Origin of the sequence: Methylosarcina fibrata AML-C10, assembly GCF_000372865.1 — a bacterium.
Classification (GTDB): Bacteria; Pseudomonadota; Gammaproteobacteria; order Methylococcales; family Methylomonadaceae; genus Methylosarcina; species Methylosarcina fibrata.
Genome location: NZ_KB889965.1, coordinates 4690106 through 4713237, shown reverse-complemented (window position 1 = coordinate 4713237; position 23132 = coordinate 4690106). Strand labels below are relative to the sequence as shown.

The 23132-nt window shown below is 52.8% G+C and carries 16 protein-coding genes and 1 pseudogene; 2 read left to right on the top strand and 15 right to left on the bottom strand.

Going from position 1 to position 23132, the window contains the following annotated elements; genetic code table 11:
- Positions 1-8 precede the first annotated feature (8 nt).
- The 4 genes from fliS to A3OW_RS0122310 all read right to left on the bottom strand — a co-directional run bounded on the left by fliS (position 9) and on the right by A3OW_RS0122310 (position 3287).
- On the bottom strand, positions 9-449 hold the full coding sequence (gene fliS, locus A3OW_RS0122325; RefSeq protein WP_020565685.1) for a flagellar export chaperone FliS: 441 nt from the start codon (positions 447-449) through the stop codon (positions 9-11).
- A gap of 24 nt (positions 450-473) precedes the next feature.
- The gene (gene fliD, locus A3OW_RS0122320; RefSeq protein ID WP_026223852.1) at positions 474-1859 is read right to left on the bottom strand and encodes a flagellar filament capping protein FliD; all 1386 of its coding nucleotides are present in this window, start codon (positions 1857-1859) and stop codon (positions 474-476) included.
- Positions 1860-1897: 38 nt separating this feature from the next.
- Positions 1898-2263 (bottom strand): flagellar protein FlaG, encoded by a 366-nt coding sequence (locus A3OW_RS27435; protein ID WP_026223851.1) that lies wholly within the window; start codon positions 2261-2263, stop codon positions 1898-1900.
- Positions 2264-2423: 160 nt separating this feature from the next.
- Positions 2424-3287 carry a flagellin N-terminal helical domain-containing protein gene (locus A3OW_RS0122310; RefSeq protein ID WP_026223850.1) on the bottom strand — a complete coding sequence of 288 codons (864 nt, stop codon included), beginning with the start codon at positions 3285-3287 and terminating at the stop codon, positions 2424-2426.
- A gap of 198 nt (positions 3288-3485) precedes the next feature.
- On the opposite strand from A3OW_RS0122310, the gene A3OW_RS0122305 reads away from it, so the two are divergent.
- The gene (locus A3OW_RS0122305) at positions 3486-3926 is read left to right on the top strand and encodes a flagellar basal body-associated FliL family protein (protein WP_232422417.1); all 441 of its coding nucleotides are present in this window, start codon (positions 3486-3488) and stop codon (positions 3924-3926) included.
- A 132-nt stretch (positions 3927-4058) separates the two neighbouring features.
- Positions 4059-4844 carry a phytochelatin synthase family protein gene (locus A3OW_RS0122300; protein ID WP_020565680.1) on the top strand — a complete coding sequence of 262 codons (786 nt, stop codon included), beginning with the start codon at positions 4059-4061 and terminating at the stop codon, positions 4842-4844.
- Here A3OW_RS0122300 and recD read toward each other — a convergent pair.
- From recD to A3OW_RS0122240, 11 genes and pseudogenes are all read right to left on the bottom strand, one after another.
- The gene (gene recD, locus A3OW_RS0122295; protein ID WP_020565679.1) at positions 4769-6490 is read right to left on the bottom strand and encodes an exodeoxyribonuclease V subunit alpha; all 1722 of its coding nucleotides are present in this window, start codon (positions 6488-6490) and stop codon (positions 4769-4771) included. The two genes, A3OW_RS0122300 and recD, sit on opposite strands and share 76 nt — an antisense overlap.
- A gap of 3 nt (positions 6491-6493) precedes the next feature.
- Positions 6494-10000 carry an exodeoxyribonuclease V subunit beta gene (gene recB / locus A3OW_RS0122290; protein WP_020565678.1) on the bottom strand — a complete coding sequence of 1169 codons (3507 nt, stop codon included), beginning with the start codon at positions 9998-10000 and terminating at the stop codon, positions 6494-6496.
- 66 nt (positions 10001-10066) lie between these two features.
- Complete coding sequence (gene mepA / locus A3OW_RS0122285; protein ID WP_020565677.1) at positions 10067-10888, bottom strand: penicillin-insensitive murein endopeptidase; 822 nt, start codon at positions 10886-10888, stop codon at positions 10067-10069.
- Between the two features lie 372 nt (positions 10889-11260).
- Positions 11261-11473, bottom strand: coding sequence for a formate dehydrogenase subunit delta (locus A3OW_RS0122275; RefSeq protein WP_020565675.1), 213 nt, complete (start codon positions 11471-11473; stop codon positions 11261-11263).
- A gap of 7 nt (positions 11474-11480) precedes the next feature.
- Positions 11481-12347: a formate dehydrogenase accessory sulfurtransferase FdhD gene (fdhD, locus tag A3OW_RS0122270; RefSeq protein ID WP_020565674.1), complete on the bottom strand. Its 867-nt coding sequence runs from the start codon at positions 12345-12347 to the stop codon at positions 11481-11483.
- A 3-nt stretch (positions 12348-12350) separates the two neighbouring features.
- A complete protein-coding gene (gene fdhF / locus A3OW_RS0122265) occupies positions 12351-15191 on the bottom strand; it encodes a formate dehydrogenase subunit alpha (protein ID WP_020565673.1) in 2841 nt (946 codons plus the stop codon).
- 23 nt (positions 15192-15214) lie between these two features.
- Entirely contained in the window at positions 15215-16768 is a 1554-nt protein-coding gene (locus A3OW_RS0122260) for a formate dehydrogenase beta subunit (protein ID WP_020565672.1), read from the bottom strand.
- A gap of 5 nt (positions 16769-16773) precedes the next feature.
- Complete coding sequence (locus A3OW_RS0122255; protein WP_026223847.1) at positions 16774-17241, bottom strand: formate dehydrogenase subunit gamma; 468 nt, start codon at positions 17239-17241, stop codon at positions 16774-16776.
- Positions 17242-17598: 357 nt separating this feature from the next.
- A complete protein-coding gene (locus A3OW_RS26680) occupies positions 17599-19860 on the bottom strand; it encodes a class I SAM-dependent methyltransferase (RefSeq protein ID WP_232422416.1) in 2262 nt (753 codons plus the stop codon).
- Between the two features lie 6 nt (positions 19861-19866).
- Positions 19867-20286: pseudogene (locus A3OW_RS29185) on the bottom strand (class I SAM-dependent methyltransferase); the annotation flags it as partial.
- Between the two features lie 125 nt (positions 20287-20411).
- The gene (locus tag A3OW_RS0122240) at positions 20412-22793 is read right to left on the bottom strand and encodes a hypothetical protein (RefSeq protein WP_020565668.1); all 2382 of its coding nucleotides are present in this window, start codon (positions 22791-22793) and stop codon (positions 20412-20414) included.
- Positions 22794-23132 lie beyond the last annotated feature (339 nt).

The following is a 23132-nucleotide window of genomic DNA, read 5'->3' as shown; positions in this document are numbered from 1 at the left end:
AAATCGCTTCATACCTTAAAATTTATAACGGCCGCGGAGGTTTCCTTGACTGCCGCCTGAAGAGTCCCGATATGATCCCAACCGCTTTTCAAGCCCGATAGCAGTCTATGCGCTTCTTCCAGCATCTCCGGATTGTTTTTCATGTTGGCGAGCAGAAGCCGGCGGCACAGATAGTCATAAAGAGCATCGAGATTCTCGGCAATTTCGCCGCCGAGTTTTTTGTCCAGGCTGGCACGAAGACCGCTGTCGATAATATTGATGGCTCTGGAAATGGATTCTCCCTTGCCGGAAATATTGCCCGCCTTCATTTGTAAAGAAGCCGCGGCGACTGCCTGTAAGGCTCCGTCGAATAGCATGGCGATCAGTTGATGAGGACTGGCTGTCAGCACGCCGGTTTCGATCCCTACTGACTTATACGTGTTGGCTCTGCGTTGTGCTGTTTTATTCATAAATCTTCCTTATAAATTCATTTATTATTCAGAAAGCTTGGCCAAAGCCGAAAGTTGCTGGGTCAAGTAAGCGCTCGTGTTTTGCATACTGCTAAGCGCTTGATCGAGCGCGATGAATTGCGCGCGGTAGCGTTCTTCTATTGAATCAAGACGGGCCTGCATGTTGTCCTCCCGTTTCTTGAGATTCTGAATGCTGTTATTCAGCCCGTCGGTACGGGATGTGATCAATCCGTCGGTCGCCAGCATGTCGCCGGTCAGCGAATTGAGTTGGGTGGCAAACCCATTCGTGGAGGTGAATAGTTTGGCCACATCCGGAAAATTTCCGTCAATCGCTTTCTGCAATTTACTGTTGTCGAGGGACAGAGTGCCGTCTTTCTGAAAAGACACGCCGATGTCGGAAAGCAGGCTCAGGCTGCCGGCGTCGGCGACCGATCCGGTAAGTACGCCGCGAATCTGATTAAGAACCGAGCGTGCTCCCGCATCTCCGACCAATGGCCCGCCCGTTTTGGTCGTCGGATCGTAGGCGGTCATGTTGCTGATCGTTTGTTTTAAATCGTTAAAGGCCTTGACGAAATTGTCGATCGAAGTCTTTACCGTCTCCGTATCTTGCCCCACCGTGATGGTCACCGGAGTACCGCCGCTGACCTGAGTCAGATTGAGACTCACGCCCTGAATCGCATCGGTGATCGTATTGGACGGTTTCGTTATGGGAATGCCGTCCACGGTCAGGTTGGCATCCTGCGCTGCCTGCAATTGACTCATTCCGGCAGGCGGCGTGTTGGCGTCGTAAAGGACTGGCGACGCCGGATCGTAATCGAATTGAGAGAGACTGGCATCGGTAGCGGTGATTTTAACGGTATTGGCAGCTCCCGAATCTTTGGAAGTAATGACCAGATGATTGCCGTTGGCCGTACCGTCGTTAATAATGGTTGCAGTTATTCCGGCATCGCTTTCGTTGATGGCGTCGCGGATGCCCTGAAGAGAATAATCCGTCGGAGTCACAACGACCTCCGCATTGGCCCCCACTTTGATGTTGAGCGAACCGCTGCCCAGGGAAGCGGTCGCATCGGCCACTCCGGCCGAAGTCAACTTTTGCCGTTGCGCCAATTGCGTAACTTCGATCGTAAAAAAGCCCGCCGCCGCGGTGCCGTTTGCGGTCGCACTCAATACTCCGGCGTTACTGCTGGTAACCGTCTGGGCGCTCAAACCGTTACTGCCGGTTAGAGTTCTCATGGCCGTTTGAAAGGTCGATATCGCGCTTTTAAGGGTACCGTAGGCGGAAAGTTTGGTGTTGAATTGCTTTTCCTGGGCCTTGAGTAAGTCCAGGGGCTTGCTCTCGGCCATCATTAATTGAGAAACAAGACCGTTGATGTCGAGCCCTGAACCGATGCCTGCTGCGCTAATAGTCATGTGACTGCTCCCGTGTTCTGCGTTTTATGCTTCGTTGCTCACGCTTTTTCGCGAATCAGCAATCCCTGCAATTTATCCAGAGACCGCGCAATCGAAAGCGCTTCGGCGCTGGGAATCTGGCGCAGCACGGCATTCGTTTCGACGTCGACGATTTTGACTACAATTTTGCCGCTGCCGTCGTCCAGCGAAAACTGAATGCCCTGCGACTGTGTTTCGACAAAGTCGTTGAGCAGCTTTACCGCATCCGCTACGTCGGTAATCGGCGACTTCCCTTCCGATAGATCATCGGCATTCACAGCTTTTGCAGGAGATTTTTCGAAGCGCGTCTGAGCTGCCTGATCAACCGTTGTTGCAGTTCTATTATTGACTAACGCCGCATGAGTATTGATTGATGAAATGGACATAGTGTTATTCCTTGCCGAACTTCGATCTCTGCCGAAGCCTGGTCACTTTTCTATGCGTAAGATAAAAGAATGCCTCGATCTCTATATATATTGCCTTTGTGCCTCTTTCTTCCGTCAATGCCGACCGATGGAAGAAAGAGGCCAGGTTTCAATCGGGAGATTATCCGCCTCTTAACAGAGTCAAGACGCTGTTCGGCAACGAGTTTGCCTGCGCCAGCATCGCCGTGCCGGCCTGTTGCAGGATTTGCGCCCGCGTCATGTTGGCGGTTTCAACCGCGAAATCGGTATCCATAATCCGGCTGCGCGATGCAGACTGGTTCTCGGCGGCAATCTGGAGGCTCCCGATAACTGAATCAAACCGGTTCTGAGTAGCGCCATAAACCGAACGCTTAGCGTTTACCGCATCGATCGCGAGATCGATGTCATCCATCGCGGTACGGGCAGAATCGCCATCCGAGCCTAGCGTAGCGGAAGATCCCACCGTTGTGCCGGTGGCGCCGGCGTCCATTTCTGCAACAATATCGGTTGTAGTAATGGTGATTTGATTCTCCGTGCCGGTCCCCGCCCCAACCTGGAAAACGAAAGCGCCTGACGATCCGCCTACACCGTCCAACAAGGTTTGTCCGTTGAATCGGGTGCTTTGCACAATGCGCTCGTTTTCCAGAGCCAACTCCTTGTATTCGTCATCCAATGAAGTACGGTCGGTGGTGCTGTTGGTGTCGTTTGCCGCCTGAACGGCCAATTCGCGCATCCGTTGCAAATTATCGCCTATCTTGCCCAGCGCGCCTTCGGCCGTTTGCGCCAGAGAGATCCCGTCGTTCGCGTTGCGAATCGCAACGTTCATACCCTTGATCTGCGCATTCATGCGCTCTGAAATTGCCAAACCAGCCGCGTCGTCCTTGGCGCTATTGATACGTAAGCCTGACGACAACCGTTGAATGGAAGTATTCAGAGACATCTGCGTAGCGCCCAAGTTACGTTGGGCATTCAAGGAAGGTATGTTGGTGTTTATTGTTGAAGCCATGAAAATACTCCGGTTAGTGTTGAAGCCCGATCACCTCAGGCAAAAAGTGCCGTCAACTTCAGTCCGTCTTGATTCAGCGAAACTTGGTCAACTGCTGTTGCCATGTTATCGGCGGACAAAATAAAAACTTTAGCGCCCGTTTATGAAATTCTGCTGCCCCCGAGACCTGCCCGCGCGCTTGAGTTGAGTCATAACAAAATGACCTATACTTCGTTGAACAATGACGAATGTTTCGAGGAGTCCGCTGTGCGTTTAGCCGTTTTGTTATTAAGCATTCTGTTTATTCCTTTCCTCGTTCATGCAAACGAAGGAAAGCCGGAATCGGATATGGAATATCTGGAAATCACCCCTAAATTTACCGTCAACCTCGCGGAGCCCAGAAAATATTTACTGGTAAACGTGCAGCTATTGATGGAAGGCCAGGAAACCATAGAGAAAACGAAGAAAAACCTGCCGGCCATCAAGAACGAATTGATCATGGTATTCAGCGGCCGATCTGCCGAGTCGCTCCATACGGCGGAGCAGCGGGAGGCTTTACGCCAGGAAACGGTGTTGGCCATTCGCAAGATATTGGATAAATACGAAAACAGTGACGGTTTCCGCGATGTTTTATTTACCGAGTTTTTGATAAATTATTAAACCCGGAATTTTGGAAATTCGGAGCCGGAATGCTTTTTCCGTGATTTGACCGGTTATAATCGGACACGACTTTTTCTCAGGATCATTTAAATCCGACAGGCCCTTTTGCTTTTTTAACGAGTGAGCGTGCGCATGCTTTATCGGTATCGGAAATTGGCGGCCCTGTTTCATGCCATTCTGCTTCTTGGCGCCTGTTCGTCGAGCCCGGCGACGAATCCGGCTGAATCGCCCTCTTCTCATTCTTTAGCCTCGGGCAATATTCAGCCGTGGATTGCCCTGAATTCGGCCGAAGGCGAGCGGCTCTTGTTCGACAGCCGCGCCCGAACCGATTACATTCCGTTGAGCATTCATTTCGAAACCCAGCAAAATCTTGCCTATTGCGGCGTGGCCAGTATGGCGATGGTGTTGAACGCCCTGGAAATTCCCGCGCCGAAATCGGCCACGCACGGCCGCTACACTCTGTTCACCCAAAACAATCTATTCAATGAAAAAACCGAGCGCATCGTCAGCACCAAACTTGTCGAGCGGCAGGGCATGACGTTGGCGGAACTGGGCAAGTTGTTGGCCAGCTATTCTCTCCGGGCAAAAATCATTTTCAGCGGCGACAGCGGCCCGGAACAATTCCGCAAGCTGGCGGTGGACAATTTAAAGCAGCCCGGAAACTTCGTGCTGGTCAATTATCTGCGCAAGGCCATCGGCCAGGAAACCGGCGGCCACATTTCTCCTCTGGCCGCCTATCATGAAGGCACCGACCGGTTTTTGATTCTGGACGTGTCCCGCTATAAATACCCGCCGGCCTGGGTCACGACCGAGCAGCTCTGGCGGGCCATGAACACCGTCGATCAAGCTTCGGGAAAGACGCGCGGCTTTGTGCTGGTTTCCCGTCCGCTGGAACCGGAGAGCGCAGTCCCGCCGTGATGCCGGTCACCCGCCGATAACGCATCGATCAGGCCCGTTATCCTGTTCACTCTTTGCTTTACCGCCGTTCTGAAAACGCTCTCGCCGCTCAACACTTTAACCGTTTTTTTAGCCCGGGTAATGGCCGTATAAACCAGTTCCTTGGTCAACACCGGATTGATTTCCGCGGGAAGCACGATCAGGACTTCTTCGAACTCCGATCCCTGGCTTTTGTGAATGGTCATCGCAAACACGGTCTGACAGTGAGTAATACGGCTCGGCAAATACTTTCTGACGGCGCCGTCGGCGCTCTGAAAGAATACCATCAGCTTCCCGCCCTGGTCCTTGTCGGCCATGCAGATTCCGGTATCGCCGTTATAAAGGTGCAGCGCCGGATTGTTCTGCGTAATGATGACCGGACGGCCCGAATACCAGGAGCCGGTTAAACGGATCGACCTTTTCCGGGACAATAACTGTTCCACCCGATCATTGACGTCGGTCACGCCGAGCCTGCCTTCCCTGTTCGCGCACAGCACCTGAAAACGGGCGCGGGCCTGGCTGACTTCTTCGAATGGAGCGCCTGCCGCAATCAAGCGTAAATAATCCGATTGCCGGTCGGCAATGTATTTCACGGGATCTCCCGCCAGAAGGGAAACCGCCTCGTTTCCTGCTTGCACCAGGCGCCAGGCTTCCTCATCGAGTTGGAGGTTGACCAGCGAGGCCAGCTTTTTTATGTTTTCATCGAACCGGTGCGTTAATTTAAGCTCCACCGTATGTTCGGGCAAGGCCTGAGTCAAATCCGCCAGAACGGCACCCGATTCGACCGAGGCCAACTGGTCCTTGTCTCCCAGCAATATCAACCGGGCCGACGGCTTCAAGGCATCGAGCAATTTGCTCATCAAGGCCAGATCGATCATCGAGGCTTCGTCCACCACAATCACGTCGTATACGAGCGGATGCTCGGCATGGTAGCGAAAATAGGGAGACAGCGGCTTGGCTCCGAGCAAACGATGCAAGGTAGTGACGGATTCCGGAATGCGTTGTTTGATCTCCTCAGAACACGGCAATCTGGACTTGTAAAAGGAAATCGACTCTTTCAGACGCATCGCCGCTTTTCCGGTCGGTCCTGCAAGGGCGATCTGCAGAGGATGAGCGGCCACGGTCTGCAACAAAGCGAGAATCTTGACTACGGTCGTGGTTTTGCCTGTTCCGGGTCCGCCGGTGATGATGGTGAAGGAACGGCTGACGGCGGTTCTGGCCGCTTCACGCTGCCAGTCGATCTGCTCATTTTGTCTGCCGAAATAAATGTCCAGAAGATCGTTCAACCCGTTGACCGGACGACTTTCGCCAAGCATGTTTCGGATTCTTTCCGCCAGCCGGTTCTCATAAAACCAGTAGCGGTATAAATACAATCGGTTTCGATCTACGACCAGCGGCAAGGCTGTGTTCTGTCCGTCGGCGATGGCCGCCAGTCCCGACGCCATTAACAGTGCCTTGTCTTCATCGCTGACGAGCATGCAATTGTGGCCGTTGTTGAGTTCTTCCGACACGGTTTGCACCAGCCTTTCGAACGCCGGTTTGTCGGCAGCCGCGAGCTTCGACCGGCCGCTCAAAAAACGGGCCAGGGCAATGCTCAGGCGGTTGATGGAAAGCTCTCGGTCCGGCATGAATCAGCTCCCGAACAACTCGGCCAAAGCCTGTAGCCTGTTCAATTCGGGGCGGTCTCGGAACACTCCGCTCATCGCCAATCCCGGCTGCATGCCTCGCACGAATAAATAACAGACTCCGCCGAAGTGTTTTTCGAAACGGTACTCCGGCAATCGAGAATGCAGATAACGGTGCAGCACGACCGAATAAAGCCAGTATTGCAACCCATAATTGTGTTCGCGCATAGCATCGATCAGGCTTTGGCTCGAATAATCGGCCAGATCGTTGGTTTTATAATCCATCAGATAATAGCGCCCCCGGTATTCACAGATCAAATCGACGAATCCGGTCAGATAGCCGCAGAGGCTTTTGCTGTTCAAGGGCTGAAAGGCGGGCGTGTCCTGCAATATCTGATTAATATAGCTGGCATCCATGGTCCGCATCGACAAATAAAACGGCATTTCCTTCAAACAGCGGGATTCTTTCAAATTGATCAGACGAAAAGTTTCATCGCTATAAGACAAGGGCGTCGTGACGACGGCCTGCAAAAGCTCATCCAGCCGTTCCGGATGCTCCAACTGCAATCCGTAACGGCGGCAAGTTTGTTCTCTCTGCAACGAGAGGTCGGCGCGCTGCCCTAAATCGGCAAATGAGATCGTTTCCAATAACTCATGCACCACGTTGCCGACATGGGCTCCCCGCGGCAGCAAAGGCTCGGACCGATCTCGGGCAATCTGGGCTTCGCCCGATTTGTCCGCAGGAAACTCCGGCGCATCCTGAAGGCTCAACGACGACAAGGCCGTATAGCTGCTCATCTGCCAAGGCGTATGGAGCGATCTGTTTCTGAGCCTGGCCTGGAGCGGCTCAGCCGGAGGTGCCTGGCGGTAAAGGCGCTCCGGACTCCCGGAAACCGTAAGCAACCGGTAGTCAAAAGCCGTCGGCTCCGCGTTACGGAGCGATTCGAACTTCGCCTGCTGATCGGCAAACCCTGCTTCGGCAAACTCCAGTAGCCAAGCCAGAGCGGAAGCATTGGCGCACTGTTCCGAGCGTACGTCGGCCCAGACCAGATAACATCGGTATTGAGCGCGGGTTAACGCCACATAAGCGATACGAACGTCTTCCGCCAATTCCTCGGTCAGCGCCCGAGCACGCCGTTTCTCGAAGTGCTCGGAACCCAGATCCGCAATCATGCGCCCCTGTTCATGGCACTGAATTATCGTTTTCTCGCGGTTTATATAATCGCCGCGATGCCAGAGCGTGGGGCAAAACACCACCGGGTATTCCAGCCCTTTGGAGCGATGCAGGGTGATGACCTGCACCGCATTATCGTCGCATTCCAGGCGCAGTTGCTGATTCTCGGCGCTGTTCATGCCGCGGGCGGCACCGGTGATTGCAGAACTCAGCCAGTCCAGCGTCTTGCCGATTCCCAGATGATGGTCGACGGCAGCTTGCTGAACCAGTTCAATTAAATGATGAAGATTGGTCAACTGTCTTTCGGCCATGGCCGTTTTCGACAAATTCGGCCCCACCCGCTCCTGCGCCAACAACTGCAACATCATGGCCATCATCCCTTTTTGCTGCCATTCCTGATGATAGCCGGCAAACCGGGCCAGCCAGGCATCCAGAAGAATTTCATCGCCGCCCAGCCGATCAAGAGCCATGCCGTCCAGGCCGAACCAGTCGAGAGTCAAAGCCTGCTTAAGCAGTGAAACGTCGCCGGGATTGGCCAGAGCCTGGAGCAGGCAATACAGGCCGGCGGCTTCCGGAGTGGCGAACACGGATTCCGTGCTGTTGATGACCACCGGCACGCCGACTTCTCGTAACAGATCCCGATATTCTCCGGCCTGAGTATTCGTTCGCACCAGGATGGCGATGTCCCCGGGTTGCAGTTTTCTGCCTCCTGGAAGAAAACTGTAGTTTTCATTCAGCAAATCGAGAATTTCGTTTACGACCGCTTTACGGATTTCCTTCGCCGCCTCGCCGGCGCTCCAGTAGCCGGTTTTGCTTTCGGTCTCGGGCAGTTGCCATAACATCATCGGCGGAATCATTTGTCCGGCCTGAGTCAAGGCGCCGTTCTCGGCCGATTTGCCCGGCTGCACTGCATGAAATTCGACATGGTCCAGTACAAAAGCGCGCTCTCTCTGAAACAGCCTGTTCACGGCCTGCACCAGTTGGGGATGAGATCGCCAGTTCTGTCCGAGAGTGAACCGATGCCGGGCCTGAGACTGCGCCGCCAGATACGCAAATATGTCGGCGCCGCGAAATTTGTATATCGCCTGTTTAGGGTCTCCGATCAGGTACAAATATTGATCGGAACCGGCAAACAACGATGAAAAAATGTGCCACTGGCTGGTATCGGTATCCTGGAATTCATCGATCAGCACGGCTTTAAAACGCTGTCTCAGTTCGGCGATCAGGCGTTCGCCCTTGCCTCCCTGCAGCGCCTGCGACAAATGCGAAATCAAATTATCGAAAGATAAGGCATTGGCCTGCATTAACCGCTTGTCCAGTTCCAGCTTCAAATATTCAAGAAGTCCTCTGCGCAGCGTCAACGTGACTTCCCTGAAGGCATTGCAGAGCGCCTCGAAAGGCGCGGTATCGATGGCCAATTCGGCCAGATAGGCCGCTTTACGCTCATCCGCAGTCTGCGCCTTGGTAGTTTTGAATTTGCTTCCGCTCAAAGCATCCAGCAGTGCGCGCTGCGTCAAACATTCGAAGGCTTCGGGCGAGGGAGTTCCGAAGCCGCAGCCGTTGAGCCAGCTTTGCAGTTCATCGCAGTAGTGTTTGAAAGATCCGGTATAACCGGATTTGAAGGTGCCGTCGTCAAAACGCGCCGTCAAACCGAGCACCGCGTCGTCGATTCCGGAGCGTGCGCATTCCGCATGCTGTTTCAGCGCCTCCAGCTTCACATCCAGATTTTCGGCGTCAGGATAGACGCACACATGAGGGGCCACTCTTTCGATGCTGGCCAGGAGCTCGTCCGGTGTCTTGTAAACCGAAGTTAATACGGAAACTTCCCAGCGAGAGCGGGAATAGATCTGCTGTCGCCAGAAATCGTCTGCGCAGCTTTGTTTGATCAGAGCCAGTTCGTCGGTCAATGCGACATCGAATAATTGTCCACTTTCCAGCGCATGTTCCTTCAGGACGCGCTGGCAAAAGCCGTGGATCGTGAAAATTCCCGCCTGGTCGATATTAAGCAGCGCCCTGTCCAGACGCTTCCGGATCAGTTCCGGCTCCATATCGAGAGTTTCCAGCCAGTGGGCCACGTTGCCGTCTACCGTATCCTTCCGTCCTGTTAACGCGCTTTTGGCTTCGGCGAGTCTTTGCCGGATCCGGTCTTTAAGTTCTTCCGTCGCCGCTCGGGTAAAAGTTACAATCAATAACTGCTCTATCGCAACATCGAGTTCCACTACAAAGCGCAATACGAGCATGGCGATAGTGTAAGTCTTGCCCGTTCCGGCGCTGGCTTCGATAAGGCTGATGCCTGGAGCCAGGACAGTTGCGGCCGGCGAGAAACAGCGAGATTCCATGATTGACAGGCAGTCGTGATATAAAAATAAAGTCGAACAAAGAATGAAATCTTAACAGGCCGTCTTTCATTCTCTCAATATCGATTCGCATTGCACAGGCAACGGAGGCGTTGCCGAAGCCGGGGCCTTTTTGGGCGGCGCCTTGGCCTCAGCCGAAAACCACCAGGCTAAAGAAGCATCGCAGCCGTCTCCTTCGGGAAGCGACTCCGGGGGCAGGCAGTCGCGGCTGTTTTCAGGACATTTCAGCCTGACATGAAAATGATCGTCGTGCTTCCACCACGGACGTATTTTCTTCAACCAATTTTGAGAACGATGGTTTCGGCAAAGATGCCGCTTGATGCTGGGATTAACGAAGATGCGGTCGACTTCGGGCATGACGGCCGCTATCTCCAGAATTTTCTCGTTGGCTTTGGACCATTGCCTGACATCAATGGTATCGGAATGGTCGAGAAGAACGGAAGGCGCATTCCAGGATTCGCGTTCATTGAAGGCGAGTAGCCGCGATTCGGCTTGCTGCGACAATAAAAACCAGATATCGACGTCGAGGCCGGTTTGATGACTCCGATGACCGGTTAGTGTGGGCCCCCCTCTCGGCTGCGCCAAATCGCCGATGAAGAGCACCCCCAAGTGTCGATCCGCAACACTTTGCCCGAGATGCTCAATAAACCGAATCAGATCGGGATGACCGTAATAGCGCTTTCGCGACAGGCGCATCACTTGATAGCCGGCGCCGTTCAACGGCAATGCGGCAGCGCCGCTTAAGCAACCGGCGGTATAAGTGCCTATGCTTCTGGCTTCGCTGCTCCGGGTGGGTTGAGAAACCAAGGCCCATCGATTGAAGTCGTCGGCTCTGCATTCGATAAAAGCAATCCCTAACAAAATCAACATGGAAAATTTCATCGAAATGGAAACTGAGGGAGTATGGCCGCTTTTCATCGTCGTCGATTCATTATGGATTACTTCGGGATTATACCGCCTGTACGGTTACAACCGCATCAAATTCGACTTCCAGAATTACATGGGAATATCTCGACCCGATCGCCAACCCATTGGCGCCGAATTTATTATAAATTCGCCTTGATTAATTGAATAGGGAGACGGTAGCAGTCTCTCGGCAGAATATAAAGGGCCACCAAGAATTTATTCGCCCGGGTTGTTGTCTCCTGGGCGAATAAATTCTCGGTTACCCCGGCTGGCATCAACAGGAAGCTGGAAGGGAATAAAACAGCAAATAAAAAAGAGAAAGCGGACAAGAAATGGTCAAGACATCAGCTTTTCTATGGCTCTTTGCGCGAGCGGGCTTAATTTTTTACCGTCCTGTTGATAATAAGAGATGATACCTTGCCTCATTCTTGGATCCCATGATCTTAATATATGTTTTTTGACGCCTTCAGCAGCCAGTTCTTTATCGCTTTCCGAGTTGAAAAAATCACTGATGTCATTGGCCATTTTTATCAATTTTTCAATATTCATGCACAGATCAGGTAATCAAAGTAGGGTATGTAGTATGAGTTAAACGTCTCGAATGGGTATACACGACATGCTGGTGATCGCGCGCGAAGCCGATCAGGGTCACCCCGGATTCATCGGCCAACCGTATCGCCAGACCGGTAGCGGCCGACATTGCGGCCAGCAAAGTGATGCCGACACTGGCAGCTTTTTGCACCAGTTCATAACTGGCTCGACTGGTGACAATCACAAATCCCGAGGCCGGATTTTTACCAAGACGCAATAACAGACCAATCAGCTTATCCAGTGCGTTATGCCTGCCGACATCTTCACGAACGTATTGAATACCCTGCCCCGGCAAGATCCAGGCGGCGGCGTGAACAGCGCCCGTCAACTGGTTCAGCTTCTGCAAATGCCGGATTTCGGTCAAGGCTTCGCTCAGTTCCGACTCTGTCAGCTTCAGTTCGCCTTTAACCGGTTCGGTATGGCGGACAGCTTGCTGCAAAGTACTGGCGCCGCAAAGGCCGCAGCCGGTACGTCCGGTCAAATTGCGGCCTTTACCAGCAAGACAGGAAAAACGCGACTCGGGAATCTGCAAACGAACTTCAATTCCGTTGGAACGGTTATACACATGCGTCGAGAGCAATTCCGAAGGTTCACCGATGATGCCTTCGGTAATGCTGAAGCCTAAGGCGAATTCTTCGATATCGGTCGGCGTTATCAGCATCACGACATGAGGCTCGCCATTGTAAAACAGAGCGACAGGCACCTCTTCGGCAACATAGTCCTGCTGAACCGACTGTTGCTGAGCGCTCCAGCGTTCAACCTGACTTTGCTGATAACTCGGCCAGCCTAATTCCGGAGACAACGATTGCAGGACGACGTTACCGTTAGCCATCGGTTATTCCTTGGCGAGCAATTCCATTTGCTGCTCGGAAAAGTCGTGGTATTTTTGTTGCCATTCCGAAGTCTGATTGACCTTCGTCACCTGTACGGCCGTGACTTTGTATTCCGGACAGTTGGTCGCCCAGTCGGAATTGTCGGTCGTGATAACGTTGGCGCCCGATTCCGGAAAATGGAACGTCGTATACACCACGCCCGGTTGAACCCTATCGGTGATCAAAGCTCGCAGCACCGTTTCGCCGGCACGGCTCTTGATACCGACCCAATCGCCTGTTTCGATTCCTCTATCCTCGGCATCATGTGGATGGATCTCAAGGCGATCCTCGGCATGCCAGACGACATTATCGGTCCGCCGGGTCTGCGCGCCGACATTGTATTGCGACAGGATACGACCGGTGGTCAGGATCAACGGGAATTTCGGAGTAACGCGTTCCTGCGTGGCCACGTATTCGGTCAGCATGAACAAGCCTTTGCCGTTATCTCTCATGAATTGATCCGCATGCATGGTCGGCGTGCCCTCCGGAGCATCCGCCGTGCACGGCCACTGTATGCTGCCAAGCCGGTCGATTTTTTCATAGCTTACGCCGGAAAAAGTCGGCGTCAAACGAGCTATCTCTTCCATGATTTCGGAAGGATGACTGTAGTTCATGGGATAGCCCATCGCATTGGCCAGCATTTGGGTGACTTCCCAGTCTTCATAGCCGCCCAGCGGCGCCATGACCTTGCGGACCGGCGAAATGCGGCGCTCGGCGTTCGTAAACGTACCGTTTTTTTCCAGGAAAGAAGAGCCGGGCAAAAACACATGCGCAAATTTTGCGGTTTCATTAAGAAACAGATCCTGCACGATAACGCACTCCATCGAACGCAAGGCATGATGGACGTGCTGGATGTCGGGATCGGACTGAGCAATATCTTCGCCTTCCACATACAGCCCCATGAAGGTGCCGTCGCTGGCGGCATCGAACATATTGGGAATGCGCAGGCCGGGTTCGGATTGCAGCTTTACCCCCCAGTCCTGTTCGAAAAGTTGACGAGTAGCGTTATCGGAAACGTGGCGGTAGCCGGGGAATTCATGCGGGAAGGAGCCCATATCGCAGGATCCCTGCACGTTGTTTTGACCACGCAACGGGTTGACCCCGACGCCTTCGCGGCCCAAATTTCCGGTCGCCATCGCCAGATTGGCGATACCGATGACCATGGTTGAACCCTGACTGTGCTCCGTGACCCCCAGGCCGTAATAAATGGCCGCGTTTTCTGCGCCGGCATAAAGTCTGGCGGCAGCGCGAATTTCGCCGGCGAGAATGCCGGTAACGGACTCGGCCACCTCGGGAGCGTGATGCGGCTGGGCGATAAATTCCTTCCATCTCACATACGAAGCCACATCGCAGCGTTCATTGACGAAGCGCTCGTCCAGCAGGTTTTCAGTAACTATCACATGCGCCAGGGCATTGATCAGAGCGACGTTGGTGCCGGGTTTTAATTTCAGATGGTGGCTTGCCTGGACATGGGGCGATTTCACCAGATCGATCTCGCGTGGATCGACGACGATCAGCTTCGCTCCCTGACGCAGCCGCTTTTTCATTAGCGAACCGAATACCGGATGGCCATCGGTCGGATTGGCGCCGATCACCATAATCACGTCCGCCTTCATGACGGAATCGAAATTCTGGGTACCGGAAGATTCGCCAAAGGTTTGTTTGAGGCCATACCCTGTCGGAGAGTGGCAGACGCGCGCGCAAGTATCGACGTTGTTGTTGCCGAAGCCGGCACGGATCAGTTTTTGCACCAGATAAGTCTCTTCGTTGGTGCAGCGGGAAGAGGTAATGCCGCCGATCGAGTCCCGGCCGTATTTGGCCTGAATGCGTTTGAGTTCGGACGAGGCATACTGAATCGCTTCTTCCCAACTGACTTCCTGCCAGTGATCCTTGATGCTTTTCCGGATCATCGGTTTGGTGATGCGGTCTTTATGGGTGGCATAGCCGAAAGCGAAGCGGCCTTTAACGCAGGAATGGCCGTGATTGGCCTTGCCGTCCTTGTGCGGAACCATGCGGATAACCTGGTCGCCCTTCATTTCGGCCCGGAACGAGCAGCCGACGCCGCAATAAGCGCAGGTGGTGACGATCTCGTGTTCGGGCTGGCCGTGTTCAATAACCGATTTTTCCATCAGCGTGGCGGTTGGGCAGGCCTGAACGCAAGCGCCGCAGGAAACGCATTCGGAATCCATGAAAGCCTGATTCTGGCTGGGTGAAACCTTGGAGGCAAAGCCCCGGTTGTCGATGGTCAGAGCAAAAGTGCCCTGGGTTTCCTCGCAGGCCCTGACGCAACGCGAGCACACGATGCATTTGCTGGGGTCGAAAGTAAAATAAGGATTGCTTTGGTCCTTGGCTGCGTTCAGATGGTTTTCCCCCAGCGGATTGTAGCGGACTTCGCGCAAACCGACCGCACCGGCCATGTCCTGAAGTTCACAGTCCCCGTTTGCCGAACAGGTTAAACAATCCAGCGGATGATCGGAAATATAAAGCTCCATGACGCCGCGGCGCACGTCGGCGAGCCGTTGGTTCTGCGTGGTCACGACCATGCCTTCCGCCACCGGGGTCGTACAGGAAGCCGGCATGCCGCGCCCTCCTTTAATTTCGACGACACACAGCCGGCACGATCCGAACGGCTCCAGGCTGTCGGTCGCGCAGAGTCTGGGAATATCAATACCGATGCTGGCGGCGGCCCGCATCACCGAGGTGCCTGCCGGCGCAACGACCTGAAAGCCGTCAATTTCGAGATTGACCAGTTGTTCCGATTCTTTGGCGGGCGTGCCATAGTCTTTTTCTTTATTCATCGACATATCGAATACCTCTCAAATCTTTATCAGGCAGCGTCGGCTTGGCCGGCGATTCCGAAATCTTCCGGGAAATGGTTCAAGGCGCTGAGCACCGGATAAGGCGTCATGCCGCCCAAAGCACATAGGGATCCATTCAGCAATGTATTGCAAAGGTCGCGCAACAACGGAACGTTTTTCGCAAGATCGCGCCCTTCGATAATGTCGGTAATCACTTCCATGCCGCGGGTAGAGCCGATCCGACAGGGCGTGCACTTGCCGCAGGACTCAATTTTACAGAACTCCATGCTGTAACGCGCCATTTCGGCCATGTCGACGGTATCGTCGAAGGCGACTACGCCGCCGTGACCCAACACCGCCCAAATGGCGGCGAACGCTTCGTAATCGAGCGGCGTATCGAATTGCGACTCGGGCAGATAGGAACCCAGGGGACCTCCCACTTGTACGGCCCGGATCGGTCTGCCCGAAGCGGAACCGCCGCCGAAATCGTAAAGCAGTTCCCGCAAAGTCAAACCGAAGGCGACTTCGACCAGGCCCGGCCGCTTGATGTTGCCGGCCAGTTGCAACGGCAGGGTGCCGCGCGAGCGCCCCATGCCGTAATCGCGGTAATAAGCCCCGCCCTTATCGAGAATGATGGGCACGGACGCCAACGAGATGACGTTGTTGACGATGGTCGGTTTGCCGAACAGACCGCTGACCGCCGGCAGCGGCGGTTTGAAACGCACCAGACCGCGCTTGCCTTCGAGGCTCTCCATCAGCGACGTCTCTTCGCCGCAAATATAGGCGCCGGCGCCCAAGCGCACTTCGAGATCGAACTTCTTGCCGCTGCCGAGAATGTTGTCGCCCAGATAACCGGCCTGATAAGCTTTCGCTATGGCGCTATTCAGCGCCTTATGCGCATGAGGATATTCGACGCGCAGATAGATGTAGCCCTGAGTCGCCCCTACCGCGATGCCGGCGATGGTCATGCCCTCGATCAGCACGAACGGATCCCCTTCCATCACCATGCGGTCGGAAAACGTGCCGGAATCGCCCTCATCGGCGTTGCAGATGATATATTTTTGCTCGGACGGAGTATTGAGCACCGTATTCCATTTGATACCGGTAGGGAAGGCCGCGCCGCCCCGCCCTCTCAATCCGGAATCGGTCACTTCTTTGACAATGTCCGCGCCAGTCATCGTCAGGGCCTTCTTCAAGCCCTTATAACCGTCATGCGCAACATATTCTTCCAGACTGACAGGGTCGGTAATTCCGATACGGGCAAAGGTCAGCCGTTGCTGTTTTTTGAAATAATCCAGCTCTTCGGTCAAGCCCAAGGCCAAGGGGTGTGAGCCTCCGCCCAAAAAATCGGCGTCAAACAGGCCGGCTACGTCTTTCGCTTGCACCGGACCGTAAGCGATCCGGCCTCGGTCGGTGGCGATTTCAACAAGAGGTTCCAGCCAGAACAAGCCTCTGGAACCGTTACGAATCAGTTCGACGGCAATGCCGCGCCGTTCCGCTTCCTGTACGATCGAGGCAGCAATGCGGTCCGCGCCCAGCGACACGGCGGCAGAATCACAGGGAACAAAAATTTTGACGCTCATGTCGATTACTCCGCGCTGTCAATAAGGCTGTCAAATATTTCGGCCGTAACTCGGCCGTAAACGTCTTCACCCAACTGCATGGAAGGCGAACAGGCGCACAATCCGAGGCAATAAACAGGCTCCAGCGTATAGGCACCGTCGGCAGTGGTTTGATGGTAATCGATTCCTAATTTATTCTTGACGTGAGCTTCCAACTGCTTGGAGCCCTGCGCCTGACAGGATTCGGCACGGCATAAATGGATGGTGGTTTTTCCCGGAGGAGTTTCCCGGAAATAATGATAAAAGCTGATGACGCCGTGGACTTCGGCACGGGAAAGATTAAGCGCCGCCGCGATGTCGGGAACGGTCTCGGCGGGAATGTAGCCCAATTTGTCCTGCACGGCGTGCAGAATGGGTAACAATGCTCCCGGCAAATCTTTCAAGCTTGCGATTAATTCTTGCACGGTCGATTGTGTTGCGCCTGTTTCTGTCATTTCTATCTCTCTAAGTGCAGTCCCGTCATTGTCAGAACCAAGATTGCATCCGCAGGTTTCATACGTAAACTATGGCCATTAGCTTAACACATGAACCTGGCTATGTAAAAACACATAAAAATAATCAAGAATTGATAATTTACCGGCTGATAAGATGGGATCCGTCTCCGATAGTTCCTCCTCAATTGAAAAAACCGTTAATTTTTTCTCGGAAAAACTCCGGAAAGCCTTCCAAAAACAACTCGGTCGACAATGAAGTTTTCTCGTCGACTAAAGGTAGATCCTGCATGAAAAACCCTGCCTACAGCGATAGCCATAACGCTCTAAAATCGATTCGGAAAACTTTTTATCGAATCTTCAAACCCGAGTCCATTTTTCCAGAAAATGATCGATTCGCTCAGGCAGACGTGCATCGACAGGCCGAACGAATTTTGCAAGATGACGGGCGAAACGTCGGGCACTCTCTTCAACACGGGCGGCCTCTATATCAAAAAGAAAATTGTCGTAAATGAAGGCAACGTATTTTTTTAACGCCAGAGATTTTTCCGGCCAGTCCAAAGCGCTCGTTATCGCCGTGATGAATGCTTCCACGTTTTCGTAATCGTCAAAAAGATACGGACTTTTTTGCTGATAAAGAGAGCTTTTCGAAAGTAAACCGAAGCTTTTTTCAAAGAAGATCGCCTCGTATTGTATGGTACTTATGGTGAAGAGGTAGTGATCTGCGGCATCCAGCAATGAACGGATGTTTTCCGTGGATTTAATGATGAATTTCGAATCACGCACTCTTAAACAATATCCGCCGGCGACATTGAACGGATGTTCCTGAATGATGAAATAGATTTGTTTTTCTATGAAATAGTCCGAAACCAGATCGATCTGTGTTTGCAGCTTGGGCATCGACGTGGCGTGCAATTCCCGAACCGTGCCCTCATAGGTGGAATTCAGGCTCGGTTCGCCGTGCGTGAAGAATGCGAAAACGAGAGCTTCTCTGGGTATGGCATATTTCTCTCTGAACGTATTTCTCGAAATCGGAGCCTCGCTAGGATAGCGTCCAGGCGATGCATCGGAAATTATACGGTCTCTCAGTTGCTCGACGGTTTGCGTGTTGATCGAGTAATCATTCAGGATTTTGTCAAGCGCAAAGCTCCTGTTCATTTCGCTCAGGAAGTTGTTTTCGCAAAGATCGAACATTAAGGTATCCTTGATCCATCCTCGTTCCGCGGTCCAATATGGGATGGACGACCGGCAAGCCAGCCTCTTCAGTAAGCGAGCCCCCGGATTCATGCTCTGCCATCCAATCACGGCAGAGGGTTTAAGCGTTTCCAGAAGATTTCTGTAAAACTCCGTAACGATTCGGAGGCTGCGCTCGGCGGTGGCAATGGAGCAGCGATACCATGCCGCGATTTCCCGGATGTCCAGGTCGTCAATCGGCTCGCCCAACGATGGCTTCACCTGATAGATGCCGGGGAAAGCAGTAAGCTCATACGGAATATCGATGACGTTCAAGGAATCGCTGGTCAACCTTGCCGTACTGGCGATGACCAGCGTAAAATTTAAACCGGCGAGTTGATCAGCGACTTGCTCCCAAAATACTTTTATAGCCGGACTGATGTCTTCAGGCACGCAATTAACCGCAAGAACCAGTCCGTCGGCAAGCCTGAAAGCTTCTTCATCGTTTGCCTTAGCCGGATAAGAAACTTGCTTGGGCAGTATTTCCGCGTCGGCGGTCTTCGTGTTCAACGAATCCTTCAGGCCGGACATCAACCACCATTCACTGTCCGGGGGGCTGTCAATGTCGACCGGAACCTGCTGCAGCGTTCGCGGTCTTCGTTGCCACGCGTTAGCCGAATCCCGTACTTTACAACCGCTGGCAATTTGTTGAAATACGGTTTCCCGTAAAAAATATCTGGACAGTTGCAGCCTTAATTTTTCAAGCGTGTAGACATGGAAGTGATAAGGATTAGGATCTTTACCGGTTTCATCGCTCCAATCGTTCGGTACGCTGACGATGACTCGACCGCACGGAGCAAGAATCCGTTCAAACTCGGCAAGCAGCGCTTCCGGATATTCGACGTGCTCCAACGTTTCAAACGAAATTACGACGTCAAAACTGCCTTCTTCAAATTGACTTAAACAGTGAGGCAATAGACCTTGTTTAAAGGACAATTTGTTATCGACTGCGGCAAAATTAGAACGCGCGTAATCGATGGCAAACTCACTGCCGTCAATACCCATAACCGAAGCACAAAGGCTGCGCTGTCCAAGCAGATAACTTCCGTAACCCAAACCGCAGGCAGCGTCAAGAACTCTGGCGCCTTGCCGGATAAAGGTCAATGCCCATTCATAGCGAACCACATGCGCATCCGATCGCTCCCCTACTTCTCGCAACATATCCATATGAAGATCGCGCTCGTCGGCGAGCTTGTGCAACGGATAAGTCGCCAGAGCCGTTTTTGGGATTTTTTCCAATGGAATGTATATTGATCCCTCTTCATTGTTTAGAGACTCGTAATCGATCAATAAATAGTAGGCCGGATGTTTACGGAAACCGATTTCCAAACATTGCCGCTCCCACCATGCCCGCCCTTGCGCGATTGAGCTCGAATCTCCTTCAGACAAGGTAGCAATCCGTAAAAAAACATATCGATCAGCAACTCTATGCATTTCTCGAAGTGCGGCAGAAACGTCGGAGAGTTCGATGTACTCAAGGCAATGAATTGACACGACGGTATCGAACTCGCCGTCGGCAAAAGGCAAGTCAATAACGGACGCGTGCTCGAAACGGCCAGGAAACCGACTGTTCGTCTTTTGAATAAGGTTTTGAGAAACGTCAATGCCGACGGCATCCATGCCCATGCCGACAAATTCCCTGGTTAACCGGTCATCACCGCGGCCGATATCAAGGAGCTTACCGTAACCGCAGGATAAAGCTACGTCGCGTGCAATTTTTTCAAGAGCGCCCTCATCCGGCTCCTCCCCTTCCCTTCGTAACCCATCGTTGTTACAAGCCCGGGCGTAATGACTGATAGAGACGTTATCGTTCACAAATTAACTCGCAGTTTTAATTTCATCTATTGTTTAACGGATAAATCAATGGTTTTCTATCGCTCTTTTTCTATGGATTACCAAAGACCGGAAGACCGGGAAGGCCGCCCATGCTTGAGCGGTAGCTATGCCTCGCCACGGCGCATTATCGGACGAAAGATCAGTCTTCTCATATAACCCGGTTCGCCCGATTTCAAGGCGGGGAAATAAAGCATGCCATGATTTTCCAGTTTAATTAGATCGTGTTCGACACTGATGATGCCGTCGAAAACGGCTTCCTCTCCAATGCGAAGTTCGGATTTAATCCGCGTATCGTTCAAGCAGACTTTTTGCAGGCAATCGAATTGAATGCACTCATAACGTTGACCCAGCAAGACACTGATGTCGAAACTTGAACTGGCAGGTACGTTCAGGCAAAAATAGCCGTCGTGAGTCGCATAGGCATCCACCGTACTGGTCGTGTGTTCCTTATGGTTTGCAATGATGGCCGGGAGCGTTTCTTGGCGGAAACTGGCGCGAGCAGGAGTGACGCTCCAGCCATAACGCTGGATGGACAACAGCAGCGTCGAAAGAGAAACATCTATATGCCTCAGTTCGATCGGATAATTCATTCGTATCGATCTAAACTCTTTGTTCATGAAGCCTAACCCTTCACGGCGCATTCCGATGAGTCCCTCATCCAGGTCGGCAATCGAAAATTTCAGATCGGTGCCGAGATTGAAATCGAATTCAAAATGCCGAAGGCAGTCTATCTCCTCGGGCAGCGGGAAGTAGATCAACCGCGCCAGTTCGATGGCTGCAAGATCCGCCATTTCCCTCATGTCGAACGACGGTCGGCAGCTTTGCGGCGTCTCTATGAAATCGGTGACAAATTGCAGGCACGCCTTCTGAATGTCTGCAACGATGCTCGCCTGATTCGCTTTGGTTGTTTCCCGAGCAAAGACAGGTTCGCCGTCGTTAGTGAAATTCTCCGTGCTGGGCAGGTCTTGCGTGCACATCATTTCGAAAGCCGCAATATAGGCAGTCAAAGTCAGAACCAGCCGTTCGTCCACCGACGACGGATCGATCAGGCCTTTTCGGTCGGTCTGATCGGCCGCTACTTTACTCGATATGAGATAGCGGCCGATCAGGTCGACGTTCATCTCCGACTTCAGTACCGATTTCAAACGGGTTTGCGCCGTGCCGCTGTAACCGAGATCGATGAACATCAACGTATCGCCGGATTGTACGCCCGTCCGTTTTCTTATATGAGTCATGAGCCGGGCTCGATAGGCGCGAGAATTGGCAAAAATCTCTTTTAACGTCTCGTCGCGAAGTATAAAGCGAGCGAATTCCGATTCGGGATGAGCCGAATTCTGTAATCGGCCCAGAATCTTTCGGGCCTGATGAGAAGGAATGAGAAACTGCTTGAGAAGAGCCGGGATACTGTCCGGAGTCAAACTGTTGGCCAGGACTTCAATAACCGCCTCCCTTGAATTCAGAGAGGCGGCAATGGAGGCAAAGCGCGATATGTTGATTTCCGCGCCAACTTCGCCCCTTGTCATTGTTGAATAGACCCTGGACGGCATGTAACCATCGCGCAGTAAAAAGGCAATCTTGACCGGCACCCCGGCCGATTCAAATTGCCGCACTTCGTCCTGGATAAAATGGGCGAACGCATACAATATGGGACCGAGCACGGCATAGCCGATTTGGCGCACGGGATCTGCGAGGTCCTCGCCCTTTGCGGCAAACTGAGCATGGAAATAACTCGGAGCGGCGTTGCGGTAGCGTAAGTGGGGAAGCAGTTGCAGGCCGACGTCGGTACGTTGGCGAAGTAGATCGGCTATCAACGGACATTGATGACGCAGAAGCGAAGCAGTAATGCCGAAACGAGACGGGGCTTCGACGTCGGCTATCCTGTTGTCGCCGAGATGGCAGATTTCCTTCGGCAGAACGTTCAGTCCGGCGATAATCGTTTTCCAGTTACCGCCCGCTTTGGACAAGCCGATCGTGCTGGAACAGAAAACATGATCGATCATGTTTTCCAGATCCGGCATCAGCGTAAAGAGCAGCCGCTTAAGCTGCTGCTCCGAAAAATAGGTGTCGCTGACGACAACGATCTTGAGCCCTTTCAGCCTGGCTTGGCGTATCAGCCTGGCTACCGGCTCAAAAATGAAGCTGTGACGCAACTCGCAATCGATCTCTTCATCGATCAACCTGGCAAGAAGAGCATCATCGGCATGCGGCAGGATTTCTCGATAAATTTCCTTAAACGACACTTCGGTCGATCCCTGGCTAATATTTTTCTTGCGCCGAGCCGCGGATTCCGCTCTGCCACGAACCGTAGCGGTGATCCCCAATTCACGGAACAGCTCACTATTTTGCAGATTGAAGAAGACGTCCGTCGGTTCAACGACTTTTCTCCAAACGATGGTGTCGAAACAGTCCAACGAGAGAATCTTGATGTCCTTGAAATTATCAATCCATTGATCATTCAGATCGTTTGCCAAAAATTGATTTTGCATTGGTTTAAATAGTAGGTGGATTTACGCGCCCGACGGGCTGAGTAACATATTGATACAGCCTGGTTGCTCGCCGGTTAAGAGGCTCTGGAGGGGATAAATCAAGAAAAAGACGAATCAACGGCACAACCCCTAAACGCACCATTGACTCCCGGTTAATTCACTATTTTTCAGGCTTTTCAAGTATAGAATATGGAACGTTTTTGCGCTGTTTAAGAGAGACCATAAAAAATCGAATGGGGCGCAAAGAGGGCTTCGCGATCAGCGAGAGAGGGTCCTATCAGAAGAAGTTGAACATTGAGGCTGCCGGTAACGTGTACGGATTGGAAGGTTTGACGAACA